This window comes from Achromobacter sp. ACRQX (assembly GCF_022346505.1).
GTDB classification, from domain to species: Bacteria; Pseudomonadota; Gammaproteobacteria; order Burkholderiales; family Burkholderiaceae_B; genus Achromobacter; species Achromobacter animicus.
This window is the reverse complement of record NZ_JAKRML010000022.1, coordinates 53,785-73,820: the sequence shown is the minus strand read 5'-3', so window position 1 is coordinate 73,820 and position 20,036 is coordinate 53,785. Positions and strand designations below refer to the sequence as shown.

At 66.5% G+C, this 20,036-nt stretch carries 17 protein-coding genes; 11 read left to right on the top strand and 6 right to left on the bottom strand.

Annotation, left to right across the window (positions count from 1 at the left end; genetic code table 11):
- The first annotated feature begins 7 nt into the window (after positions 1-7).
- The 7 genes from MHZ91_RS19165 to MHZ91_RS19135 all read left to right on the top strand — a co-directional run bounded on the left by MHZ91_RS19165 (position 8) and on the right by MHZ91_RS19135 (position 6,640).
- Positions 8-727, top strand: a complete 720-nt coding sequence (locus tag MHZ91_RS19165) for a VOC family protein (protein ID WP_239215231.1) — start codon at positions 8-10, stop codon at positions 725-727.
- A 200-nt stretch (positions 728-927) separates the two neighbouring features.
- Positions 928-1,689, top strand: a complete 762-nt coding sequence (locus tag MHZ91_RS19160; RefSeq protein ID WP_175139412.1) for a GntR family transcriptional regulator — start codon at positions 928-930, stop codon at positions 1,687-1,689.
- Positions 1,689-2,675, top strand: a complete 987-nt coding sequence (locus MHZ91_RS19155; protein WP_175139411.1) for a tripartite tricarboxylate transporter substrate binding protein — start codon at positions 1,689-1,691, stop codon at positions 2,673-2,675. The genes MHZ91_RS19160 and MHZ91_RS19155 overlap by 1 nt, the downstream gene beginning before the upstream one ends.
- A gap of 64 nt (positions 2,676-2,739) precedes the next feature.
- Entirely contained in the window at positions 2,740-4,434 is a 1,695-nt protein-coding gene (locus MHZ91_RS19150; RefSeq protein ID WP_175125624.1) for a thiamine pyrophosphate-binding protein, read from the top strand.
- Positions 4,435-4,611: 177 nt separating this feature from the next.
- Positions 4,612-5,391: an SDR family oxidoreductase gene (locus tag MHZ91_RS19145; RefSeq protein ID WP_175139410.1), complete on the top strand. Its 780-nt coding sequence runs from the start codon at positions 4,612-4,614 to the stop codon at positions 5,389-5,391.
- A gap of 17 nt (positions 5,392-5,408) precedes the next feature.
- A complete protein-coding gene (locus MHZ91_RS19140; RefSeq protein WP_056569264.1) occupies positions 5,409-5,867 on the top strand; it encodes an Lrp/AsnC family transcriptional regulator in 459 nt (152 codons plus the stop codon).
- Positions 5,868-6,028: 161 nt separating this feature from the next.
- Positions 6,029-6,640 (top strand): gamma-glutamylcyclotransferase, encoded by a 612-nt coding sequence (locus MHZ91_RS19135; protein WP_175125622.1) that lies wholly within the window; start codon positions 6,029-6,031, stop codon positions 6,638-6,640.
- A gap of 6 nt (positions 6,641-6,646) precedes the next feature.
- Here the strand turns inward: MHZ91_RS19135 and pagP are convergent, their stop codons facing one another.
- The 4 genes from pagP to MHZ91_RS19115 form a co-directional block, all read right to left on the bottom strand.
- Entirely contained in the window at positions 6,647-7,201 is a 555-nt protein-coding gene (gene pagP, locus MHZ91_RS19130; RefSeq protein WP_175139409.1) for a lipid IV(A) palmitoyltransferase PagP, read from the bottom strand.
- Positions 7,202-7,334: 133 nt separating this feature from the next.
- Positions 7,335-8,807 (bottom strand): magnesium transporter, encoded by a 1,473-nt coding sequence (gene mgtE, locus MHZ91_RS19125; RefSeq protein ID WP_175125612.1) that lies wholly within the window; start codon positions 8,805-8,807, stop codon positions 7,335-7,337.
- Between the two features lie 10 nt (positions 8,808-8,817).
- Positions 8,818-9,228 carry an acyl-CoA thioesterase gene (locus MHZ91_RS19120; protein ID WP_056569253.1) on the bottom strand — a complete coding sequence of 137 codons (411 nt, stop codon included), beginning with the start codon at positions 9,226-9,228 and terminating at the stop codon, positions 8,818-8,820.
- 96 nt (positions 9,229-9,324) lie between these two features.
- Positions 9,325-10,419 (bottom strand): YeiH family protein, encoded by a 1,095-nt coding sequence (locus tag MHZ91_RS19115; protein ID WP_239215229.1) that lies wholly within the window; start codon positions 10,417-10,419, stop codon positions 9,325-9,327.
- Between the two features lie 112 nt (positions 10,420-10,531).
- Between MHZ91_RS19115 and MHZ91_RS19110 the strand changes: the two genes are divergently transcribed.
- A complete protein-coding gene (locus tag MHZ91_RS19110) occupies positions 10,532-11,425 on the top strand; it encodes a LysR family transcriptional regulator (RefSeq protein WP_175125610.1) in 894 nt (297 codons plus the stop codon).
- 17 nt (positions 11,426-11,442) lie between these two features.
- Here MHZ91_RS19110 and MHZ91_RS19105 read toward each other — a convergent pair whose 3' ends face one another.
- A complete protein-coding gene (locus tag MHZ91_RS19105) occupies positions 11,443-12,639 on the bottom strand; it encodes a M20 aminoacylase family protein (protein ID WP_175125608.1) in 1,197 nt (398 codons plus the stop codon).
- A 77-nt stretch (positions 12,640-12,716) separates the two neighbouring features.
- On the opposite strand from MHZ91_RS19105, the gene MHZ91_RS19100 reads away from it, so the two are divergent.
- Positions 12,717-14,420 carry an AMP-binding protein gene (locus tag MHZ91_RS19100; RefSeq protein ID WP_239215227.1) on the top strand — a complete coding sequence of 568 codons (1,704 nt, stop codon included), beginning with the start codon at positions 12,717-12,719 and terminating at the stop codon, positions 14,418-14,420.
- Between the two features lie 68 nt (positions 14,421-14,488).
- Here MHZ91_RS19100 and MHZ91_RS19095 read toward each other — a convergent pair whose 3' ends face one another.
- Positions 14,489-15,364: an inositol monophosphatase family protein gene (locus MHZ91_RS19095; protein ID WP_175139407.1), complete on the bottom strand. Its 876-nt coding sequence runs from the start codon at positions 15,362-15,364 to the stop codon at positions 14,489-14,491.
- Positions 15,365-15,502: 138 nt separating this feature from the next.
- On the opposite strand from MHZ91_RS19095, the gene mnmD reads away from it, so the two are divergent.
- Together mnmD and MHZ91_RS19085 are read left to right on the top strand one after the other, a co-directional pair.
- Entirely contained in the window at positions 15,503-17,374 is a 1,872-nt protein-coding gene (gene mnmD, locus MHZ91_RS19090; protein WP_239215225.1) for a tRNA (5-methylaminomethyl-2-thiouridine)(34)-methyltransferase MnmD, read from the top strand.
- A gap of 268 nt (positions 17,375-17,642) precedes the next feature.
- The gene (locus MHZ91_RS19085) at positions 17,643-19,868 is read left to right on the top strand and encodes a glycoside hydrolase family 31 protein (protein ID WP_175125599.1); all 2,226 of its coding nucleotides are present in this window, start codon (positions 17,643-17,645) and stop codon (positions 19,866-19,868) included.
- Positions 19,869-20,036 lie beyond the last annotated feature (168 nt).

Sequence of the window (20,036 nt, the reverse complement as noted above, 5' to 3'; positions counted from 1 at the left end):
AGCCTTCATGCTGCATTCCGTCGGCCGCACTGAATTCGACCACGCCGTCGTCATGGTGCGAGACCGGCTGGATGCGCTGGCGCCCCATTACGAACGGCAGGGGTTTCACCTCAGCGACAAGGCTGTGCACAACCTGGGGTCGTGCAATCGCCTGATCGTGCTGGAAGGCACGTACGTCGAATTGCTGGGTTGGCCGCCGGGCGCGCCGCCCGCGCGCAAGGAAATTGCCGATTCGCCGTTTGGTCTGGAAGCGCTGGTGTTCCGGACCTATGACGCCGAGGCCACCTACAAGCGGCTGCAGGACGCCGGCTTTGCCGTCAATCCCGTCCAGGAACTGACCCGTCCGGCCATGCTGGACGGTCAGGAAGTCCAGGCCCGTTTCCATACCGTGCGATTTGCCGAGCAGCCCTTGCCCGGCATTCGCATGTATTTCTGCCGACACCTGACGCCCGAGTGCGTCTGGTCGCCCGAGCTGATGGCGCATCCCAATGGCGCCCGCAGCCTGCATCGTATCGATGCGCGCGCGGCGGACGCCCGCGGCGTGGCCGAGCGTCTGGCGCTGGTGGCCGGGGTGACTGCCGAAGCCGCCAACGGCGGCTGGGACGTGCCGCTGGCGAACCTGCGCATTCACGTCCAGCAGGACGACGCTGCGCAGACGCCTGTCCTGTCCACGCTGACCCTCGAAAATCGCGATGGCGCGCACTACACGCTGGATACCGGACTGTAGCCTTCCACGTACCGACTGCTTGCCGATAGCCCGCCGCCTGGCGGGCTTTTTCATGCCTGCCCGTCCCCGTCACGAGGCGGCCGTGGGCGACGGCCGCGCGAAAGGGTGCCCGCCTGGGGCAAACCCGGGTTGCCCGTCAAAGTGTATGCACTTTAGTATGCACTTCATCCCGACTGGAACATTGCCACAGGCGATCCGGTATGACGCTCTCCCAACCTGCAGCCACCCCCGTTGCCCGCGCGGCCCGCACCTCGGCCGGGCAGGCCGAGTTGTATGGCGCCGTCAAGGCCATGGCGGTGCGCTTTGAGTTCAAGCCGGGTGAACGCATCAACGAGGTTGAGCTTGCGCGCCGGCTGCACGTAAGCCGCACGCCGCTGCGCGAGGTGCTGAACCAGTTGATGGTCGAAGGATTTCTGACGCGCGCGGTCAATCGCGGCTTCATTGCCCGCCTGCTGGACGCCAAGCAGATCCACAGTCTTTATGAATACCGCGCGGTGCTGGAAGCCGGCATCGTGCGTGCAGCCTGCGAGCGCGCGACCGACGAGGAGCTTGCCAGCCTGCGCGCCTTCGTCGAACGCTCGCGCGACGAGCCCGACGACAGTGATGCCGCCCGGTTGCTGGAACTGGACGAAGCCTTTCACCTGGCGCTGGCGCGTTACTCGCGTAACGAAGAATTCGTGCGGGCGCTGGAAAGCGTCAACGCGCGCATTCATTTCGTGCGCTGGATCGACATGCAGCAAGGACGCCGCAGCCATACGCAAGGCGAGCACCTGCGCATCGTGGACGCGCTGCAAAAGCGCGACATCGAGGCCTTGCCCGGCCTCATCAGCGCGCATATCGGCCGTCGGCTGGACCAGATCACCGACGTCATCCGCACGGGCTTTTCAACGATTTACATGCGGGACCAGGCCGAACCCGCCACGGTAGTGCCGGCCAACACCACAACAGCAGGGGAAAACTGATGAATAGAACGATCAAGCGGGCGCTGGCGGCGGTATGCACGCTGGCCGCGGCCGGGGGCGCCTTTGTCGCCGCGCCGGCGATGGCCGAGGAACGGCCGCTGATTCTCGTCGTGCCGTATCCGCCGGGCGGCAGCACCGACATCCTGGCGCGCATCCTGCAGCCGCGCCTGTCGCAGCAGATGGGCGGCCGCGCGGTGGTCGTCGAGAACCGTCCGGGCGCCGCCAGCCAGATCGCCACGGCGTTCGTGGCGCGCGCCGAACCGGACGGCAACACGCTGCTGGTCAGCTTCGACAACCACGGCATCAACCCGGCCGTGAAGCCCAAGCTGCCGTACGACACGTTCAAGGATTTTGTCGCCATCGGGCAGACGGTGCGCTTTCCGCTGGTGATCGGCGCGAATCCGAGCGTGCCTGGGGACAACCTGAAGGAGTTCCTCGCGGCAGCCGCCAAGCAGCCGCCCAACAAGTTCAACTATGCGTCCACGGGCGTGGGCTCGCTGAACCATCTGGCGCCGGAAGAGCTCAAGCGGCTGTCGAAGGTTGAGCTGCTGCACGTGCCGTATGGCGGCGGCGGACCGGCCATTCAGGCCGTCGTCGGCGGGCAGGCCAACATGACGTGGCTGAGCTTTGCCGCGCTGCGTGGCCAGATCCAGGCCGGCAAGATCAAGCCGCTGGCCGTCGCCGGTGAAAAGCGCCTGCCCGAACTGCCCAACGTGCCCACCGTGGCCGAATCGGGCTTCCCCGGCTTTGTCGCTTATTCGTGGAGCGGCATGTTCGCCCCGAAGGGCACGCCGGAAGCCACCGTCAAGAAGCTGACGGCCGATTTCCAGGCGGTGCTGGCCGATCCCGAGATCAAGAAGAAGATCACGGAAGCGGGCTTTGAGATCGTTGCGTCTGATGGTCCTGCGCTGGATGCGTACGTGAAGTCGGAGTACGACCGCTGGAGCGCCTTCATCAAGAGCAGCAACATCAATCTGGACAACTGAACGGCGTCGTGCCGGGGCGGCTGACAGCCGCCCCGGCCCGGCTCCCGAATTACGTGGAGATGACATGGAACACATGAACGGCGCCGAAGCGATGGTGCGGATGCTGCAACACAACGGCGTCAAACATATCTTTGGCCTGTGCGGCGACACCACGCTGCCGCTTTACGACGCGCTGTACCGTCTGGATCACGGCATGCAGCACATCCTGACGCGTGACGAGCGCAGCGCGGCCTACATGGCCGACGCCTATGCGCGCGTGACCGGCAAGGTCGGCGTTTGCGAAGGCCCGAGCGGCGGCGGCGCGACCTATCTGCTGCCTGGCCTGGTCGAAGCCAACGAGTCGTCGATTCCCGTGCTGGGCATCACGTCGGACGTGGCCGTCGGCTCGCGCGGCAAGTATCCGCTGACCGAACTGGACCAGGAGGCGCTCTACCGCCCGCTGACCAAGTGGAACCGCACGATCGACCGCGCGGACCAGATTCCGGGCATGGTGCGCGCGGCCTTCCGCGCCATGACGACCGGCAAGCCCGGCTCCGCGCACCTGTGCTTTCCCTATGACGTGATGAAGCAGGAAGTGGATGCGTCCGACGTGTGGGCGCAGCCCGAGCACGGCAGCTTCCCCGCCATGCGCTTCGCGCCGGATCCCGCCGACGTGGCACGCGCCGCGCAACGCCTGGTGGCGGCGCGCTCGCCGGTGATCATCTGCGGCGGCGGCGTGGTCATCGCCGGCGCCTGCGGCGCGCTGCAGGAAGTTGCCGAGGCCTTGAAGGCGGCGGTGTGCGTGACGGTGAGCGGGCAGGGCAGCCTGGCCGACACCCATCCGCTGAATGCGGGCGTGGTGGGATCGAACGGCGGCGTGATGGCGACGCGCGATGTGGTGGCGGCTGCCGACGTGGTGCTCTTCGTGGGCTGCCGCGCCGGGTCGACCTCGACCGAGCACTGGCGCTTCCCGAACCGCAACGTGCCGATCCTGCACATCGACATCGACCCGATGGTGATCGGCGCCAACTACCTGACCGAAGTCGGTCTGGTGGGCGATGCCAAGCTGGCCCTCGAAGCGCTGTCCGCCGAAGTGCAGGCGCGCATCAAGCACCGGCCGTCCGATGCGACCGACGGAGCGGTGCTGGCCGGCCGCGCCAAGGAGGCACGCCGCGCGCAGCTTGAGCCGCTGGCCGCCAGCCTGGACGCGCCGATCCGCCCCGAGCGCGTGGTGCAGTCGCTGAACCGCCTGCTGCCCGACGACGCGGTAGTCTGCGCGGACCCCGGCACGCCGTGCCCGTATTTTTCGGCCTATTACGACGTCTCGCGTCCCGGCCGCCACTTCATCACCAACCGCGCCCACGGCGCGCTGGGCTTTTCGATGTCGGCGGCGCTGGGCGCCTGGGTCGGCCGTCCGCAATCGAAGTGCGTGTCGGTGATGGGCGACGGCAGCTTCGGCTTCACGGTGGGTGAATTGGAAACCATCGTGCGCCACAAGGCGCCGCTGCTGATGGTGGTGTTCTCGAACTCGGTCTACGGCTGGATCAAGGCCAGCCAGAAGGCCGGCTACGACAAGCGCTACTACAGCGTGGACTTCAATCGCACCGACCATGCGCGTATCGCCGAGGCCTATGGCGTGAAGGCGTGGCGTGTCGAGGACCCGTCCAAGCTGGACGCCGCGATCAAGGCCGCCATGGAGCACGACGGCCCTGCGCTGATCGACGTGATCGCGCAGCCGCTGCAAGATACCGCGGCGCCCGTGAGCCAATGGATGGGTTGATGCAATAAGCGCAGCGCGCTGCATTGCCGATGGGGCCCTTCGCGGGGCCCCATTTTTCTTGGCCGGTCCGATTAGAAAAAAATTCCCTGCCGGCGGGCGCGCTCCTATACTGGACCGCTTCGGAGCGGCGGGCCGCGGAGGTCCGGCGCCGTCAACGCGACAGCAGAGAGGGCAGGCATGGACCTGGGGATCAGCGGCAAAAAAGCACTGGTGTTTGGCGGCAGCCGCGGCATGGGGCGCGCCTGCGCCCTGCAGTTGGCGCGCGAAGGCGTGGCCGTGACCATCGCGGCGCGCAATCCGCAGACGCTTGAACAGGCCGCCGCCGACATATCGCGCGAAACCGGCATCGGCGTGGGGTGGGTGTCGGCCGACCTGACGCTTGCCGAGGGGCGCGACGCGGCAATCGCCGCCTGTCCGCATCCCGACATCCTCATCAACAACGCCGACGGCCCGCTGCCGGGCGACTTCCGCGACTGGTCGCGTGACGACTGGATCGCCGCGCTCGACGCCATGATGCTGGGACCGATCGACATGATCCGCCGCGTGGTGGACGGCATGGTCGAGCGCCGGTTCGGGCGTATCGTCAATATCGTGTCGCGCAGCGTGAAGGCGCCGCATGCCGAGCTGGGGCTGTCCAACGGTGCGCGTTCGGGCCTGATCGGCTTCGTGGGCGGCCTGGCGCGCCAGACGGTCCGGCACAACGTCACCATCAACAATCTGCTGCCTGGCGCCTTCGCCACCGATGCGCAGACCCGGCACATCCAGGGCATGGTGGAGCAGGGCGGCAAGACGTTCGAGCAGTTGTGGGACGAGCGGGCGCGCAGCAACCCCGCCGGCCGGTACGGCCAGCCCGAGGAACTGGGTGCGTTGTGCGCGTATGTCTGCTCGGCGCACTCGGGTTACATGACGGGGCAGAGCCTGCTGATCGACGGGGGCGGCTACCCCGGAACCTACTGATGGCGTCAAGACATCCCATGGACCAGACGGACCTGAAGATACTCGCGCTGCTGCAAAAGGACGCCACCTGCTCGGTAGCGGAAGTGGCCGAACAGGTGAACCTTTCCGTGACGCCGTGCTGGCGCCGGATCCAGAAGCTGAAGGACGACGGCGTCATTGCGCGCAACGCCATCCTGCTGGATCCCCGCGCGCTGGGCCTGAACCTGACGGTGTTCGTGTCCATTCGCACCAGCCAGCACAACGAGAAATGGACGCAAAGCCTGATCAATGCCGTGATGGCCTTGCCCAACGTGGTCGAATTCCATCGCATGGCCGGCGACGTGGACTATCTGCTGAAGGTGGTGGTCGAGGACATGGCGGCGTATGACCGCTTCTACCGACGGCTGATCGGCGCGGTGGATCTGCTGGACGTCAGCGCCAGCTTCTCGATGGAAGTCATTAAAAGCACCACGGAATTGCCGCTGGGCGCCGTGTAGCCGCCGGGCGCGCAAATTTTTTCCTGAGTCCCCCGCCGCCGCGGATGCAAATTTCTTTCTGCGTGTTGCGCGGGCCCAATCTGGCAATGCTTTTGCGCGGGGCGCGGCGTAGGATATCGCTCACTCCAGTCTTGGAGTGAATTGGGATATCAGAGGACCCTATGTCGTTGGCAGTGCCCGCCGGCTGCGCCGGATTGCAAGAATCGCGGCAAGCAGCATCGGTGGATGACCTCCTGGCCGGCTGGAATGGCGTCGACGACCTATGGGTGTTTGCCTACGGTTCCCTGATCTGGCATCCCGGGTTTGCCTGGCGCGAAAGGCGCCTGGCCACCGTGCGGGGCTATCACCGTTCGCTGTGTCTGTGGTCGCATGACCACCGCGGGTCGCCGGACAATCCTGGTCTCGTGTTCGGACTGGATCGCGGCGGTTGCTGCCGCGGCGTGGCCTTTCAGATCGCGGCCAGCGACGTGCCGCAGGTCTTTGAAGCCTTATGGCGCCGGGAGATGGTCACGGGCGCCTACCGTCCGCGCTGGCTGACCTGTCACACCGAGGCCGCGCCGGTGCGTGGACTGGTGTTCCTGCTGAATCGCACCTGCCGCGAGTATGCCGCCGATCTCTGCGACGACCGCCTGCTGACGTCGGTGCGCAATGCGGTCGGACATTCCGGACCGTGCCTGGACTACGTGGTGGAAACGGCGCGCGCGCTGCGTGCGCATGGCATCGACGACTGGCGGCTGGGCGATCTGGTGCGCAAGCTGGGTCACGCGTTCTGACGCGTTTCAGAACTGCCAGCGGCCGAACACGAACAGCACATTGCCCGCGCCGCTTGAGCCCGGGATGTACGTCGCGTAAAGCATGGCGTCCTTGTAGCCCGCGCTGACCAGCGGCAGGATGCCTGGAAATGGCACGTAGCTCATGATGTCGTGGCGCGCGGTGAGGAACACGGTGTAGCCCGCGCCGAGCCGGAAGTTGTCGCTGACCTGGCCGATCTTCAGAAAGCCATAGCCGGCGATGGGCTGCACCTTGGAGTGCGAGTCCAGAAACGCCATGGCGTACAGGCCCTGCCAGTCGCCGTCTTCATCGTAGATACTGCGGCCGTAGCCGCCGCCCCAGGCAAGTTCGCGGAAGCTGTCGATCTTGTCGGCGCTGTACTTGGCGCGGTTGTGCCAGGCCCAGCCGCTGACATAGAGGTCGTTGCCGCCTTCGGACCAGATCTGGTCGATGCGATTGCACGCCGACTGGGCCCACGAGGGCATGCCGTCGCAGGCGTGTGCGGAAACGGTGAAAACGGACAACAGTACGCAGAGCAGCGCGGCGCGGAATCTGGCGGTCATCGCAGGACCCAGGTAAAGATGACAGTTCCGTTACTGTAACGGAGCGCGTGTCATCTTCCCTGTCAGCGGGCTGTCACCGGGGGGCGGCAGGGGCTGCGGCCATCCGATGCGGCGCACGGATGTGGCGGCAGCGCTACAGAAGAAAGATCGTGGCCAGGCCCAGAAAGATGAAGAAGCCGAGCGAATCGGTGGCGAACGTGAGCAGCACCGACGAACCCATTGCCGGGTCCTTGCCGAAGCGCGCCCGCACCATGGGCACCAGCACGCCGACCGAGGCGCCGACCAGCATGTTGCAGATCATGGCGGCCATCATCACCAGCGCGATGGACAGCGAGCGCGAGATCACCCACGCGAACAGGGCGGCCACGAGGCTGCCGCACAATCCCACCAGCAAGGTCACGAACAGCTCGCGCTTGACGAGCTGCCACAGGTTGCGACCGGTGATCCGGCCCATGGCCAGCGCCCGGATGATGAGCGTCATGGTCTGGTTGCCCGAGTTGCCGCCGATGCCGGCCACGATCGACATCAGGAACGCCAGGATGACGATCTGGCTGACCGTGCCCTCGAACTGCGACGCCACGAACGAGGCCGTGGCGGCAGTACAGAGGTTGAACAGCAGCCACGGCGCGCGGTTGCGCAGCGCGGTGCTGACGGGGGCAAAGATGTCTTCTTCCTGCAGACCGGCGCGCGACAGCGCCTGTTCCTGCGAGTCTTCGCGCATCACGTCCACGACGTCGGCGATGGTGACGCGGCCGATCAGCCGGCCCTGGTCGTCCATCACGGGGGCGGAAACCAGGTCGTAGCGCTCGAAGGCGCCGGCGGCGTCCGCGTCGGAGTCCAGCGGGTTCAGCGTCAGGAAGTCGGAATTCATGACCGCCCGCACTTCGGTTTCGGGCTCGCTGACCAACAGGCGCGACAAGGGCAGGATGCCCTGCAGCTTGTCCTGGCGGTCCACGACGAAGATCTGGTCGGTGTGATCGGGCAGTTCGTGCAGCCGGCGCAGGTAGCGCAGCACGACCTCGAGCGTGACGTCCTCGCGCACGCGCACCATCTCGAAGTCCATGATGGCGCCGACGCTGTCTTCCGGATAGCCCATGGCTTCCAGCAGCTGCGCGCGCTCTTCCTCGGTCAGACCCTTCTGGACTTCGGCCACCACATCGGGCGGCAGGTCGGGCGCCAGGTCGGCGAGCTCGTCCGCGTCCATGCTTTCGGTCGCGGCGACGAGATCCTGGCGGTCCATCGCTTCGATCAGCGATTCACGAACCCAGTCTTCGACTTCGAGCAGGACGTCCGCGTCGTGTTCGGGGCTGACCAGCTTCCAGATCGCCTGGCGCTCGTCCTTGGGCAGCGATTCGAGGATGAAGGCGATATCGGCCGGGTGCAGGTTGTCGACCAGCGTCTTGAGCTCGGCCTCGTGCTGGCGGTGCACCAGGTCTTCGACGAGGGGAGCCTTGGCGTCGCCTTCTTCCTGGCGGTGAACCAGGTCTTCGACAAGCTGCTGGCGCCGCAGGCGCTCCTGGACTTCAGCCAGGGCGGTCTGGGCGTCTTCCGGGTCGAGGCGGCGTGGCGTCGCGGGCGGTTTCTGCGCGGCGGCGGACTGCGTCATGCGTTACGGCTCAAAGTGTGGGAAGAGGGCGGCTGCGCCGCGCTTCGTCGGTGGCGACATACGTCAGCGTGGCCTCGGTGACCTTGACGACTTCGGCGTCCAGCCGCTGGCGTTCCGCGTAGACCTCGACGGAGACCGTGATGGACGTGGTGCCGGTCTTGACGATGGCGGCGTAGAAGCTGAGCAGGTCGCCCACGAACACGGGCTCTTTGAACTGGAAGGCATTGACCGCGACGGTGGCGACACGGCCAGCGGCGCGGCGGGCGGCGGGGATGGACCCGGCGATGTCGACCTGAGCCATGATCCAGCCGCCAAAAACGTCCCCGTGGATGTTCGCATCGGCCGGCATCGGCATGACGCGCAACACCGCGTCGCGATGGGCAGGCAGAGTCGTGAACGGGGTTTTGGTGCTGGAGGTCATGCGGCCGACTCCAATGCTAGAGAACCAGCCGATTATGCAGGAAAAACGAGACGGCGGCGTGCGCGTCGGCGCCCGCCGCCCGGCCCGGCGCGGCCATCAGATGGCCAGCTTGACGATCCCGTAGCCGCCAACCAACAGCCAGACGTAAAGGATGAAACCCAGGGCCATTACGCGCGGGCCGGCCTTGCGGATCTGGGCGAAGCGCGTTTCGATGCCCAGCGCGGTCATGGCCATGGTCAGGGCGAAGACGTCGAGCCGGCGGATGGCCGCGACGACATCGGCGGGAATGATGTCGAGCGAATTGATGATGGCCAGCACCAGGAACCCGACGGCGAACCAGGGGATCGGAAGCTTGGCGCTCTTGCCCTGGCCGCCCGCATGGGAGGCGGCGCTGCGCAGGTACATGCCCAGCACCAGCAGCACGGGCACCAGCAGCGCCACGCGGGTCATCTTGACGATGGTGGCGACCTCGGTGGTGGCGGGGTCGATGTTGCTGGCGGCGCCCACGACCTGCGCCACTTCGTGAACCGTGCCGCCGATGTAGATGCCAAGCGCCTGCGTATCGAAGTTCAGCCAGCCGGCGTGATAGAAGACCGGATACAGGAACATCGACAGCGTGCCGAACAGCACCACGGTCGCGACAGCCACCGCGCTCTTGTGAGGGGCGGCGCGCAGCGTGGGTTCGAACGCCAGCACCGCGGCGGCGCCGCAGATGGCGCTGCCCGCGGCGGTCAGCATGGCGGTGTCGCGATCCAGCCCCAGCAACCGCTGGCCGACGACGGTGCCGATCAGCAGCGTGCCCACCACCACCGCCACGGACACGGCCAGCCCCGGCATGCCGACGGCGGCGATCTGCTGGATGCTGATGTTCAGGCCGTAGAAGGCGACCGCGATGCGCAGCAGGCGGCGCGCGGTGAAATTCACGCCGACGCCCCAGTCCGCGGGCATGGTGCCGCGCAGGAAGTTGCCATACAGCATGCCGACGACGATACCCACGACAAGCGGCGAAAAACCGAGCTGCCGGATGAAGGGCAGATCGGCCAGTTGCATCACCGCGCCGGCCATCAGGCCCACGAACAGCACGCCGTTGAGCTTGTCGCGCCAAGGCGTGGCCGCAGCGGCGGGGGCTGCGGCAGCAGAGGCCGCGGGGCTGGCGGGAAGGGGGACGGCGGTCGTGGTGGAGGTGTTCATTACTGGCCCTTTGGGCATAACTACATAACTAGACGAAATATTAGATCCGGCCGTATTATTTGAAAAATCTTCAATCTAAATATTGACTATCAGAAATTCTGATATCGAACCCATGACGCCGGATCAATTGCTCACGTTTGCCGCAGTCGCCGATACCGGCAACATCAGCCGCACCGCACAGGCGCTGCATCTGTCGCAACCGGCGGTGTCCGGCCAGCTGCGCGCCTTGCAGGAATGGTTTGGCGAACCGCTGTACCGCCGCAGCGGCCACGGCATCGCGCTGACCGAAGCCGGCGAGCGCCTGGCCGAGCAGGCGCGGCAGTTGCGCCAGGTGTACCGGCAGGCGCAGGCCGTGCGGGAATCCTGGCGTGGCCTGGAAACCGGTGCATTGCGATTGGGCGCCAGCACCACGCCGGCCAGCTACCTGCTGCCCCGCCTGGTGGCGGACTTTCGCCACGCGTTTCCGGCCGTCAGCCTGCATCTGTCGGACGGCAATACGCGCGAGATCGTGGATCGCCTGCCGGCGCTGGACCTGGCGTTCATCGAAGGCGACGTGCCCGCCGGACTGCCCGCCGACACGGCGGTGCACGCATGGCGGCAGGACGAAGTAGTGGCGATCGTGCGGGCGGACCACGCCCTGGCGGGCAAGGGCGCCGTGACGCTACGGGATCTGGCGGGGTCGCCGCTGGTGATGCGCGAACCCGGTTCAGGCGTGCGCCGGCTGGTGGAACGGGCGTTCAGCGATGGCGGTCTGGCGCCGTCGGTGGGCCTGGAGCTGGCGGGGGTGGAAGGGGTGAAGCAGGCCGTGCGTGCGGGGTTGGGCGTGGGCTTCGTGTCCGTGATGTCGATGCGTCACGAAGACGGGGCACTGGCGGCCCTGCGCCTGTTGCCCAAGCCGCTGACGCGAACGCTGAGCATCCTGGTGCCGCATGCCGATGCGGCTGCCCGCGCCGCCGAACGCTTTCTGGCGATGTGCCTGGCGGTCGGCGGGCAGGACGTTGGGTAACTAAGCAGCGGGGCCGTTCAGGCCTTGGCCAGGCGCTTGAGCGCGAGCTGCACCCAGTAGGTGCCCCCCAGCGGCAGCAGATCGTCGTTGAAGTCGTAGCTGCCGTTGTGCAGCATGCAAGGGCCCAGTCCGTGGCCGCTGTCGCGGTGCTCGCCAGTGCCGTTGCCAATCCACACGTAACAGCCCGGCAGTTCCTGCAGCATGAAGGCGAAATCTTCCGCGCCCATGGTCGGCTGCACGTTGGCGTTGACGTTGTCCGCGCCGACGATGTCGCGCAATACGTCGGCGCAGAAAGCGGCTTCGTCGGCGTGGTTGATGGTGGGCGGGTAGTTGCGCTGGAACGTGAATTCGACTTCGCAGTCCATCGCCGCGCTGGTGTGGCGGGCGATCTCTTCCATACGGCGTTCGATCAGGTCCAGCACGTCCAGCGTGAACGTGCGCACCGTGCCGCGCAATTCGGCGTGGTTGGGCACGACGTTGTCCGCGCTGCCCGCGTGGATCTGCGTGATGCTGAGCACCGCGGCATCCAGCGGATTGCGGTTGCGCGTGACGATGGTCTGCAGCGATTGCGCCATCTGCACCGCGGCCATGACGGGGTCGATGCCAAGATGAGGCATGCCGGCGTGCGTGCCCTTGCCCTTGATGACGATCGAGAATTCGTTGCTGGAGGCCATGATGGGGCCGGGCGTCAGACCGAACTGGCCGGGCTTCATGCCGGGCCAGTTGTGCATGCCGAATACTGCTTCCATCGGGAATTGCGTGAAGAGGCCGTCGTCGATCATGCGCTTGGCGCCGCCGCCGCCTTCCTCGGCGGGCTGGAAGATGACATAAACCGTGCCCGCGAAATCGCGGTTCGCGGCCAGGTATTGGGACGCGGCCAGCAGCATGGCGGTATGGCCATCGTGACCGCAAGCGTGCATCTTGCCTTCGTTCTGGCTGGCATGCGCGAAGGTGTTGACCTCTTGCATCGGCAGCGCGTCCATGTCGGCGCGCAGACCCACGGCGCGATCGCCGGGCTGGTTGCCGCGGATGATGCCGACGACGCCAGTTCCGCCCAATCCGCGATGGATCTCGATGCCCCATTCCTCGAGCTTGGCCGCCACCACGTCGGCGGTGCGGAACTCTTCGAAGGCCAGTTCGGGATGCGCGTGGATATCGCGTCGGATCTTGGAAATATCCTGGTGCCAGGCAACGATGGGTTCAAGGAGTTTCATGAGCGAACTCGGGCGGAATATGGGGAACGGACAAAGGGTATCATCATTCAAAAATCAATTTAATGGAGACAAATACCATGACGCGTCCGTGGCTTGCTCAGTATCCCCAAGGCGTTCCTGCGGAGATCTCCACCGAGGATTATTCCTCGCTCACCGACTTGCTGGACCGGGCCTGCAAGCGTTACGCATCACGCATCGCCTGCACGGCGATGGGCAGCAACATCACCTATGCGCAGCTGGACGGGCAGGCACGCGCGTTCGCGGCATGGCTGCAAGGCCTGAACCTCGACAAGGGCGCGCGCGTGGCGCTGATGATGCCCAACGTGCCGGCGTATCTGGTGTGCATGCTGGGATCGCTGCGCGCGGGCATGACCGTGGTGAACGTCAATCCGCTCTATACCGCCGACGAATTGCAGCGGCAATTGCTGGACAGCGGCGCGTCCGTCATCGTCATTCTGGAAAACTTCGCGCATACCTTGCAGCAGGTCTCCAATCGCGGCGACCTCAAGCACATTGTCGTGACCGGCCCGGGCGATCTGCTTGGCGGCCTGAAGGCGCCGCTGGTCAATCTGGCCGCGCGCTACATCAAGAAGATCGTGCCTGCGTGGCACATCGACGGCGCGCACGCGCTGCCCAAGCTGCTGCATGAAGGCGCGCACCTGCCGTTCAATCCGCCGTCCATTTCCATGGACGACGTGGCGGTGCTGCAATACACGGGTGGCACCACGGGTGTGCCCAAGGGCGCGATGCTGTCGCACCGCAATCTGGTGGCCAACGTGCTGCAGACCGAAGCGGTGGCGCAGCCGGTTGTGCATGACCTGGCGGACCAGCAGCTCACCATCATCAGCGCGCTGCCGCTGTATCACGTGTTCGCCATGACGGTCTGCGGCCTGTATGCCCTGCATGCGGGCATGCGCAACGTGCTCATCATCAATCCGCGCGATCAGCCGTCGCTGATCAACGCATGGCGCAAGACGCCGGTGAATCTGTTTCCGGGCGTCAATACGCTGTTCAACGCGCTGGCGCACAACGAAGACTTTGCGAAGCTGGATTTTTCCGGCCTGCGGCTGACGCTGGGCGGCGGGATGGCCGTGCAGCAGCAGGTGGCCGAACGCTGGCTGAAGATCACCGGGCGGCCGCTGATCGAAGGCTACGGCCTGTCCGAGACGTCGCCGGTGGCAACGGTCAATCCCACCAACGCGACGGCGTATTCCGGTTCGATCGGGCTGCCGTTGCCGTCGACGGATGTGGCGATTCTGGACGATGCCGGCAACGAGGTGCCGCTTGGCGAACGCGGCGAAGTCGGCATCCGCGGGCCGCAGGTCATGCTGGGGTACTGGCGCAAGCCTGATGAAACGCGCGATTCGATGACGGCCGACGGCTACTTCCGTACGGGCGACATCGGCATCATGGACGAACAGGGCTACACGCGCATCGTGGACCGCAAGAAGGACATGATTGCGGTGTCCGGATTCAAGGTCTATCCGAACGAAGTGGAGGCGGCGGTCGCGCAGCATCCCGGCGTGCTGGAATGCGCGGCGATCGGGGTGCCCGATGAGCACTCCGGCGAGGCGGTCAAGGTGTTCGTCGTGAAGAAGGACCCGGCGCTGACCGAAGAACAGGTGCAGCAGTGGTGCAAGGACAAGCTGACGGGCTACAAGCGCCCGCGCTTTGTGGAGTTCCGTGACGAACTGCCCAAGAGTAACGTGGGCAAGATCCTGCGCCGCGAGCTGAGGCCGGACGCGCAGGCCGCTGCGGCATCCGCCAAGACGTCCGCGTAAAGCGACAGAGGCCGCGCAAGGCGGCCTCTGTCATTCAGGCCGCCGTTTGGCTGCCTGCGGTTTGCGTTTCAGCCCTGCTTGTTCAGATGCGGGGCAATCATTTCATGCAGCGCGCGTTCGATGGCGGGATTGCCCGCCACGACGCGCCCGCCGATCGGCCAGGGATCCTGCTTGTGCATGTCGGTGCAGACACCGCCCGCTTCGCGCAGGATCAGCGTGCCCGCAGCCACGTCCCAGGGCGCCAGGCCCATTTCCCAGTAGCCGTCGTATCGGCCGCAGGCGGTCCAGGCCAGGTCCAGCGCGGCGGCGCCCATGCGGCGCACGCCGCGAGACCGGTTGATGGCGTCATGCAACATTGGCATGTACTGCGCGGCAAATGAGAAGTCGCGGAACGGGAAGCCCGTGGCCAGCACGGCGTCTTCGATCGTCTGCGTGCGCGAGCATGAGATCCGCCGGCCATTCAGCCATGCGCCCACGCCGTACACGCCCGTGAACAGCTCTTCGCGGCAGGGGTCGTAGACCACGCCGATGACCGGCGTGTCCACGGCCAGGGTTTCGTTGGCCGACATCGACGTGCCCGCGTGCGCGATCAGGGCGATGGACACGGCGTAGTGCGGGATGTCGTGCAGGAAGTTGGTCGTGCCATCGAGCGGGTCGATGTACCAGGTGGCCGCGCCTTGCGCCTTGCCGCCCGTTTCTTCGGCGACGATGCCGAACCTGGGCGTGCGGGCCTTCAATTCCTGGATGATCGCGGCCTCCGCCTCGCGGTCCGCCTGCGATACGAGATCGTTGCGGGCCTTGCGATCGATCACGAGATCGGCGCGGTGGTGCGCGTAGGATTGCAGGATGGCTGCGCCGGCATGGGCGGCCGTGACCGCCGCGTCGATCGCGGCGCACAGGTCGATGGGCGAAGCCAGCGATTGGGGCTGATCGTAGGTATCCATTGGCCCAGTGTAAGCCCGTCCATGCGTCAAACCCGTGGCAAACGGACTAATCCATTGGGCCGCGTGGTGCGCATCCAACGCGAATCGGCCGGTGGCCCGATAATTCGCGCTTCATCGTGTTTGTATTTATTGGGCTGGATGTCTGTGACTTACGTTCCGCTGGTTCCCGCAAAGGTTGATGTCGATGCCGACGGCAGGCTGGTCAGTTCCGTCTATGGCGATGTCTATCACTCGCCGTCGGGGGCGCTGGGCCAGGCCGAGCACGTCTTCCTGCGCGGCAACGGACTGCCGGAGCGCTGGCGGGGGCGCGCCTCGTTCACCGTCTGCGAGACGGGCTTTGGATTGGGGCTGAACTTCCTGGCGCTGTGGAAAGCGTGGCGGGACGATCCGCAACGGTCTGCGGCTTTGCACGTCGTCTCCATGGAAGCGCACCCATTTTCCCGGGACGACCTGGCCGCACTGCTGGCGCGCCATGCGCCCGAGCCGCTGGCAGGGCTGGCGCGCGCCCTGGCTGCGCAGTGGCCGGCGCTGCTGCCGGGACTGCATCGGCTGGAATTCGAGAACGGCGCCGTCACGCTGACGCTGGGCTTTGGCGATGCGCAGGTGCTGGCGCCGCGCCTGGGCGCACGGGTGGACGCGTTTTTCCTGGACGGCTTCGCGCCCGAGCGCAACCCCGAGATGTGGGCGCCGCCGCTGTTGCGCGCGTTGGCCAGCCTGGCGGCGCCGGACGCCACGGTCGCCACGTGGGCCTGCACCGGCGAACTGCGCCGCAATCTGGCCGATGCCGGCTTCGACGTGCGGCGGGCGCCCGGATATGGGGGCAAATGGCACATGACGGTGGGGCGGGTCCTCCAGGCCGGAAGTGCGGCGCTGCCGGCGGCAGTCTCATCGGAACGGCATGCGGTGGTCGTGGGCGCGGGGCTGGCCGGTGCGGGCATTGCTCACGCGCTGGCGGGCCGAGGCTGGCGCGTCACCGTATTGGACGCCGCCCGGTCGCTGGGCGCGCCGGCGCATGCCGGCCACTTGGCTGCGGCGCTTACACCGGTGGTCGCGCGGGATGACAACGCACGGGCGCGGCTGTCGCGGGCGGGCAGCGAGCGGGCGATGGCGCGCTGGCAGGGTCTGCCGGGCGGCGCGGCGCCACGGGTGTGCGGCACCGTCCAGGTCGAGCGGGACGCGGGCCGGTCGGCGACGCTGGCCGGCACCCTGGAAGCGCTGGCGTTTCCGTCGGATTGGGTGCGCCAGGTGTCGCGCGAAGAAGCCAGCGCATTGGCCGGACTGCCGGTCGCGCGGGGCGGCGTGTTCTTTTCGCAAGGGATGCTGGTGCAGCCGGGGCTGCTGATCGACGCGTTGCTGTCCGCGTCCGGCGCGGTGGTGATCCCCGGTCGCGCCGAGCGGGTGTCGTCTGCGGGCCAGGCTTGGCGCGTGCTGGACGCGTCCGGTGCGGAGCTGGCCCGGGCCGACACCGTGATCCTGGCCAATGCCGCCGGTTCGCGCGAGGTGCTGGCGGCCAGCGGCCTGCTTGACCCGCTGCCCCGCGTCGCCCAGATGCACGCGCTGGCCGGCGAAGTCACCTTGATCCCTGCCGCGGCGCTGGACGGAGGCCCGCGGTGCATCGTCGGGGGCGAGGGGTATCTGTTGCCGGACATCGGCGTGGGCTGCGTCGTCGGCAGCACTTATGTCCACGGCGCCGTCGAGGCCGTGGTGGGCGCCGAAGGGCAGGGCGTCACGCTGGGCAAGGCGGCCGGGCTGCTGGATGGCCGTTTTCCGGCAATTGACGCGCTGGTGCCGGGCAGCCTGCCCGGGTGGGCTGGGTGGCGCGCCGTCCTGCCGGGCCGTCTGCCCGCGGTCGGAGAATTGCCGCATGCCCCGGGTCTGTGGCTGGCCGCGGGTTATGCATCGCGGGGGCTGTCGTGGTCGGCGCTGATGGGAGACCTGATCGCGGCCCGTCTGATGGCCGAACCGCTGCCGCTGGAGACCGATCTGGCCCAGCTTGTTTCACCACGATGAAAAAAATTTAATGCGCGGCGGGGGCTTTGCCGGGCTGGCGTAGAATTGTAAGAATTGCCGGAATTTGGCGCGAATAGGCCGCAATTGACCTTTCGGGACGGCAATTCGGCGACTCGGCGGCGTCTGCGCGCCTGGCGCAGGCCAAGGGCTTCATGCCCCTTTTTTGGATGAATTAACCGTCCAAAAGAGGGATCGAGTTTATTTCAAAGCTCAAATCCGTCAAAATAGCGTCTTTTGATGGTTTTTGGCTTAAGCCGGGGGATGCTCTGTGCCGCCCAAGTTCGACTTTGCCCATACTACCCAGCTCGATAATGTCGAGCTGTTGACGTCCCGCCCCAGTCGCATCGATTTCGACGCGGGCGATGGGTTGCACCTGGTAGTCGAGGCGCATGCGCCTGGAGTTTTTCGCCTGCGCTGCGGCGAGGCGAACCACTTCAATGATGACAAGCCCGGCGCGCGCGTGCGCGCCGTGGCCGAAATGCTGCTCGCACGCCAGGAGGCGGTGGGCGAAGCTACCATCGCGCCCCGCGAAAGCGGGGACGGCTGGCGAATCACACAGGGCGACGTCGCCCTGGAGATTCAGACCAACCCTGTGCGCGTCGCCCTGTACCGCAACGAAGACCGCGTCTTCGAATCCGAGGTTTCCGCGCATACGCCCGCATTCGGGTACAACGCGCTGGACCAGGCCGATGACGCTGTCTGGACGGCCGGCTTCACGCTGGCTGCCGACGAGCGGGTGTTCGGCCTGGGCGAAACGCCCGGGGACCTGAACCGCCGCGAGGAATCGGTGGTCTCCGACGACCCCGAGCATCGTGCGCTGCCATTGGCATGGAGCCCGCGCGGTTGGGGCGTCTACGCCAACACGATGCGCCGCGTGGAACATTCGGTGGGCGTCGCGCCCGCGGATTCGGCCTATGTGCTGACCGTCGACGACGCCGTGCTGGACCTGTTCCTCTTTGCCGGCGAACCCGCCGAAATCCTGAATCAATACACCGCGCTGACCGGCCGCGCCGGCCAGCCCGTCCTGTGGGCAATGGGTGCGTGGCTGCAGCAGGCTGCCGGCGAAATGCCGACGCAGACGGTCGCTCTGGTGGCGCGCATGCGCGAAAACCAGATTCCCGTCGACGCCGTGACGCTGGCCCAGCCGATCGCGTGGGGCTTTCAGGCGGACAAAACGGTTTTCGAATGGGACGCCCAGCGCTTTCCCGACGCCAAGCAGATGCTGGCGCTCTTTCACAAGCACAACGTGCATGTGGCGGCCTCCGGCTTTCCGGGCGTCATCAAGACCAGTCCGCTCTTTGAAGAGCTGGAAGACCGCGGCTGGCTGCTGACCAAGGACGACGGCGCCGCCCAGGTGTTCGACGGCAACGCCGCCACGTCCGGCCAGCCCTACGGCCTGCTGGACCTGACCTACCGCGACATCTACAACCTGTGGGTCGAGCGTCATCGCCAACTGGTGGAAGACGGCCTGGACGCGCCCGCCTGCGACGCGCAGATCGCCATCCCCGATGGCGTGACCGCCCGCAACGGCGAGACCGGCCCGGCCTTGCGCTCCATGTACCCCTTGCTGGTGCGCCGCGCGCTGTTCGACGCGGTGGCCGGACTGAAGGTACCGCCCGAAGGCGTGGTGCCCAGCGCCGACCTCTTTCCGGCGGCCCAGCGCCTGCCGTGGCAGGTGGGGCCCCAGGTCGACAACACCTGGGAAGGCCTGCGCCACACGCTGCGCACGTCCCTGTCGATCGGTTCGAGCGGCGTGCCCGTCCAGGTGCACAACATCGGTTCAGCCGCGCGTGATCGTTCGGGCATGACGTCCGAGCTTTACCTGCGCTGGCTGACCGCCGGCGTGTTCTCGGCCAATTTCTCGTTCCAAGGCGTGGAAGGGCTGATGCCCTGGGATTTCGGCGACGAAACCCTGTCCCACGCCAAGACCTGGATGCAGTGGCGCTACCGCCTGGTGCCCTATGTGCTGGGCGCCATCGAGGACTCGGCCCGTACCGGCCTGCCGGTGCAGCGCTCCATGGCGCTGTCGTTCCCGAACGATCCGCACGCCCACGAATGGGATCTGCAATACCTGCTGGGTCCGGCCCTGCTGGTGGCGCCGGTCACCGAACCGGGCAATCAGGTGCGCGTCTACCTGCCCAAGGGCGAGGCCTGGTGGGATCTGAACACCGGCCACCGCTACGAGGGTGGCACCACCTGGACCATCGATTGCGAGCTGGGCCAGTTCCCGGTGTTTGGCCGCGAAGGTCATATGCTCTGTCTCGGACCGGCCGCGCAGCATACGGGCGAGTTCAACTCGGCCCGTATCCTGGACGAGGTCTGGATGTTCGGCATGCCGGTGCATAACCCGGTCGTCATGCGCAACAAGATCCGCGTGATGCAGATGCAGGGCTCGAGCTACATCAAGGGGCTGGAAGGGCTGCGGATTTCGCCGTCCGAAGGCCTGGAAGTGAAGCGCCGCGGCGCGGAAGTCCGCATTTCGCGCGCTCGCTGAACCCGGATCGGCCGCCCGTCGGCCGCCAATTAAAAGGGCAGTCAGGAAGGCTTTCCTTCCCGGCTGCCCTTTGTGTCTTTGCCGGATCGCCGTTGTCGGGGCACTTGCGCGTCCTTTGAGAAGCGCAGCGGGGCCGCGCCGGCAACTCATATTACTTGTAGTTATTAA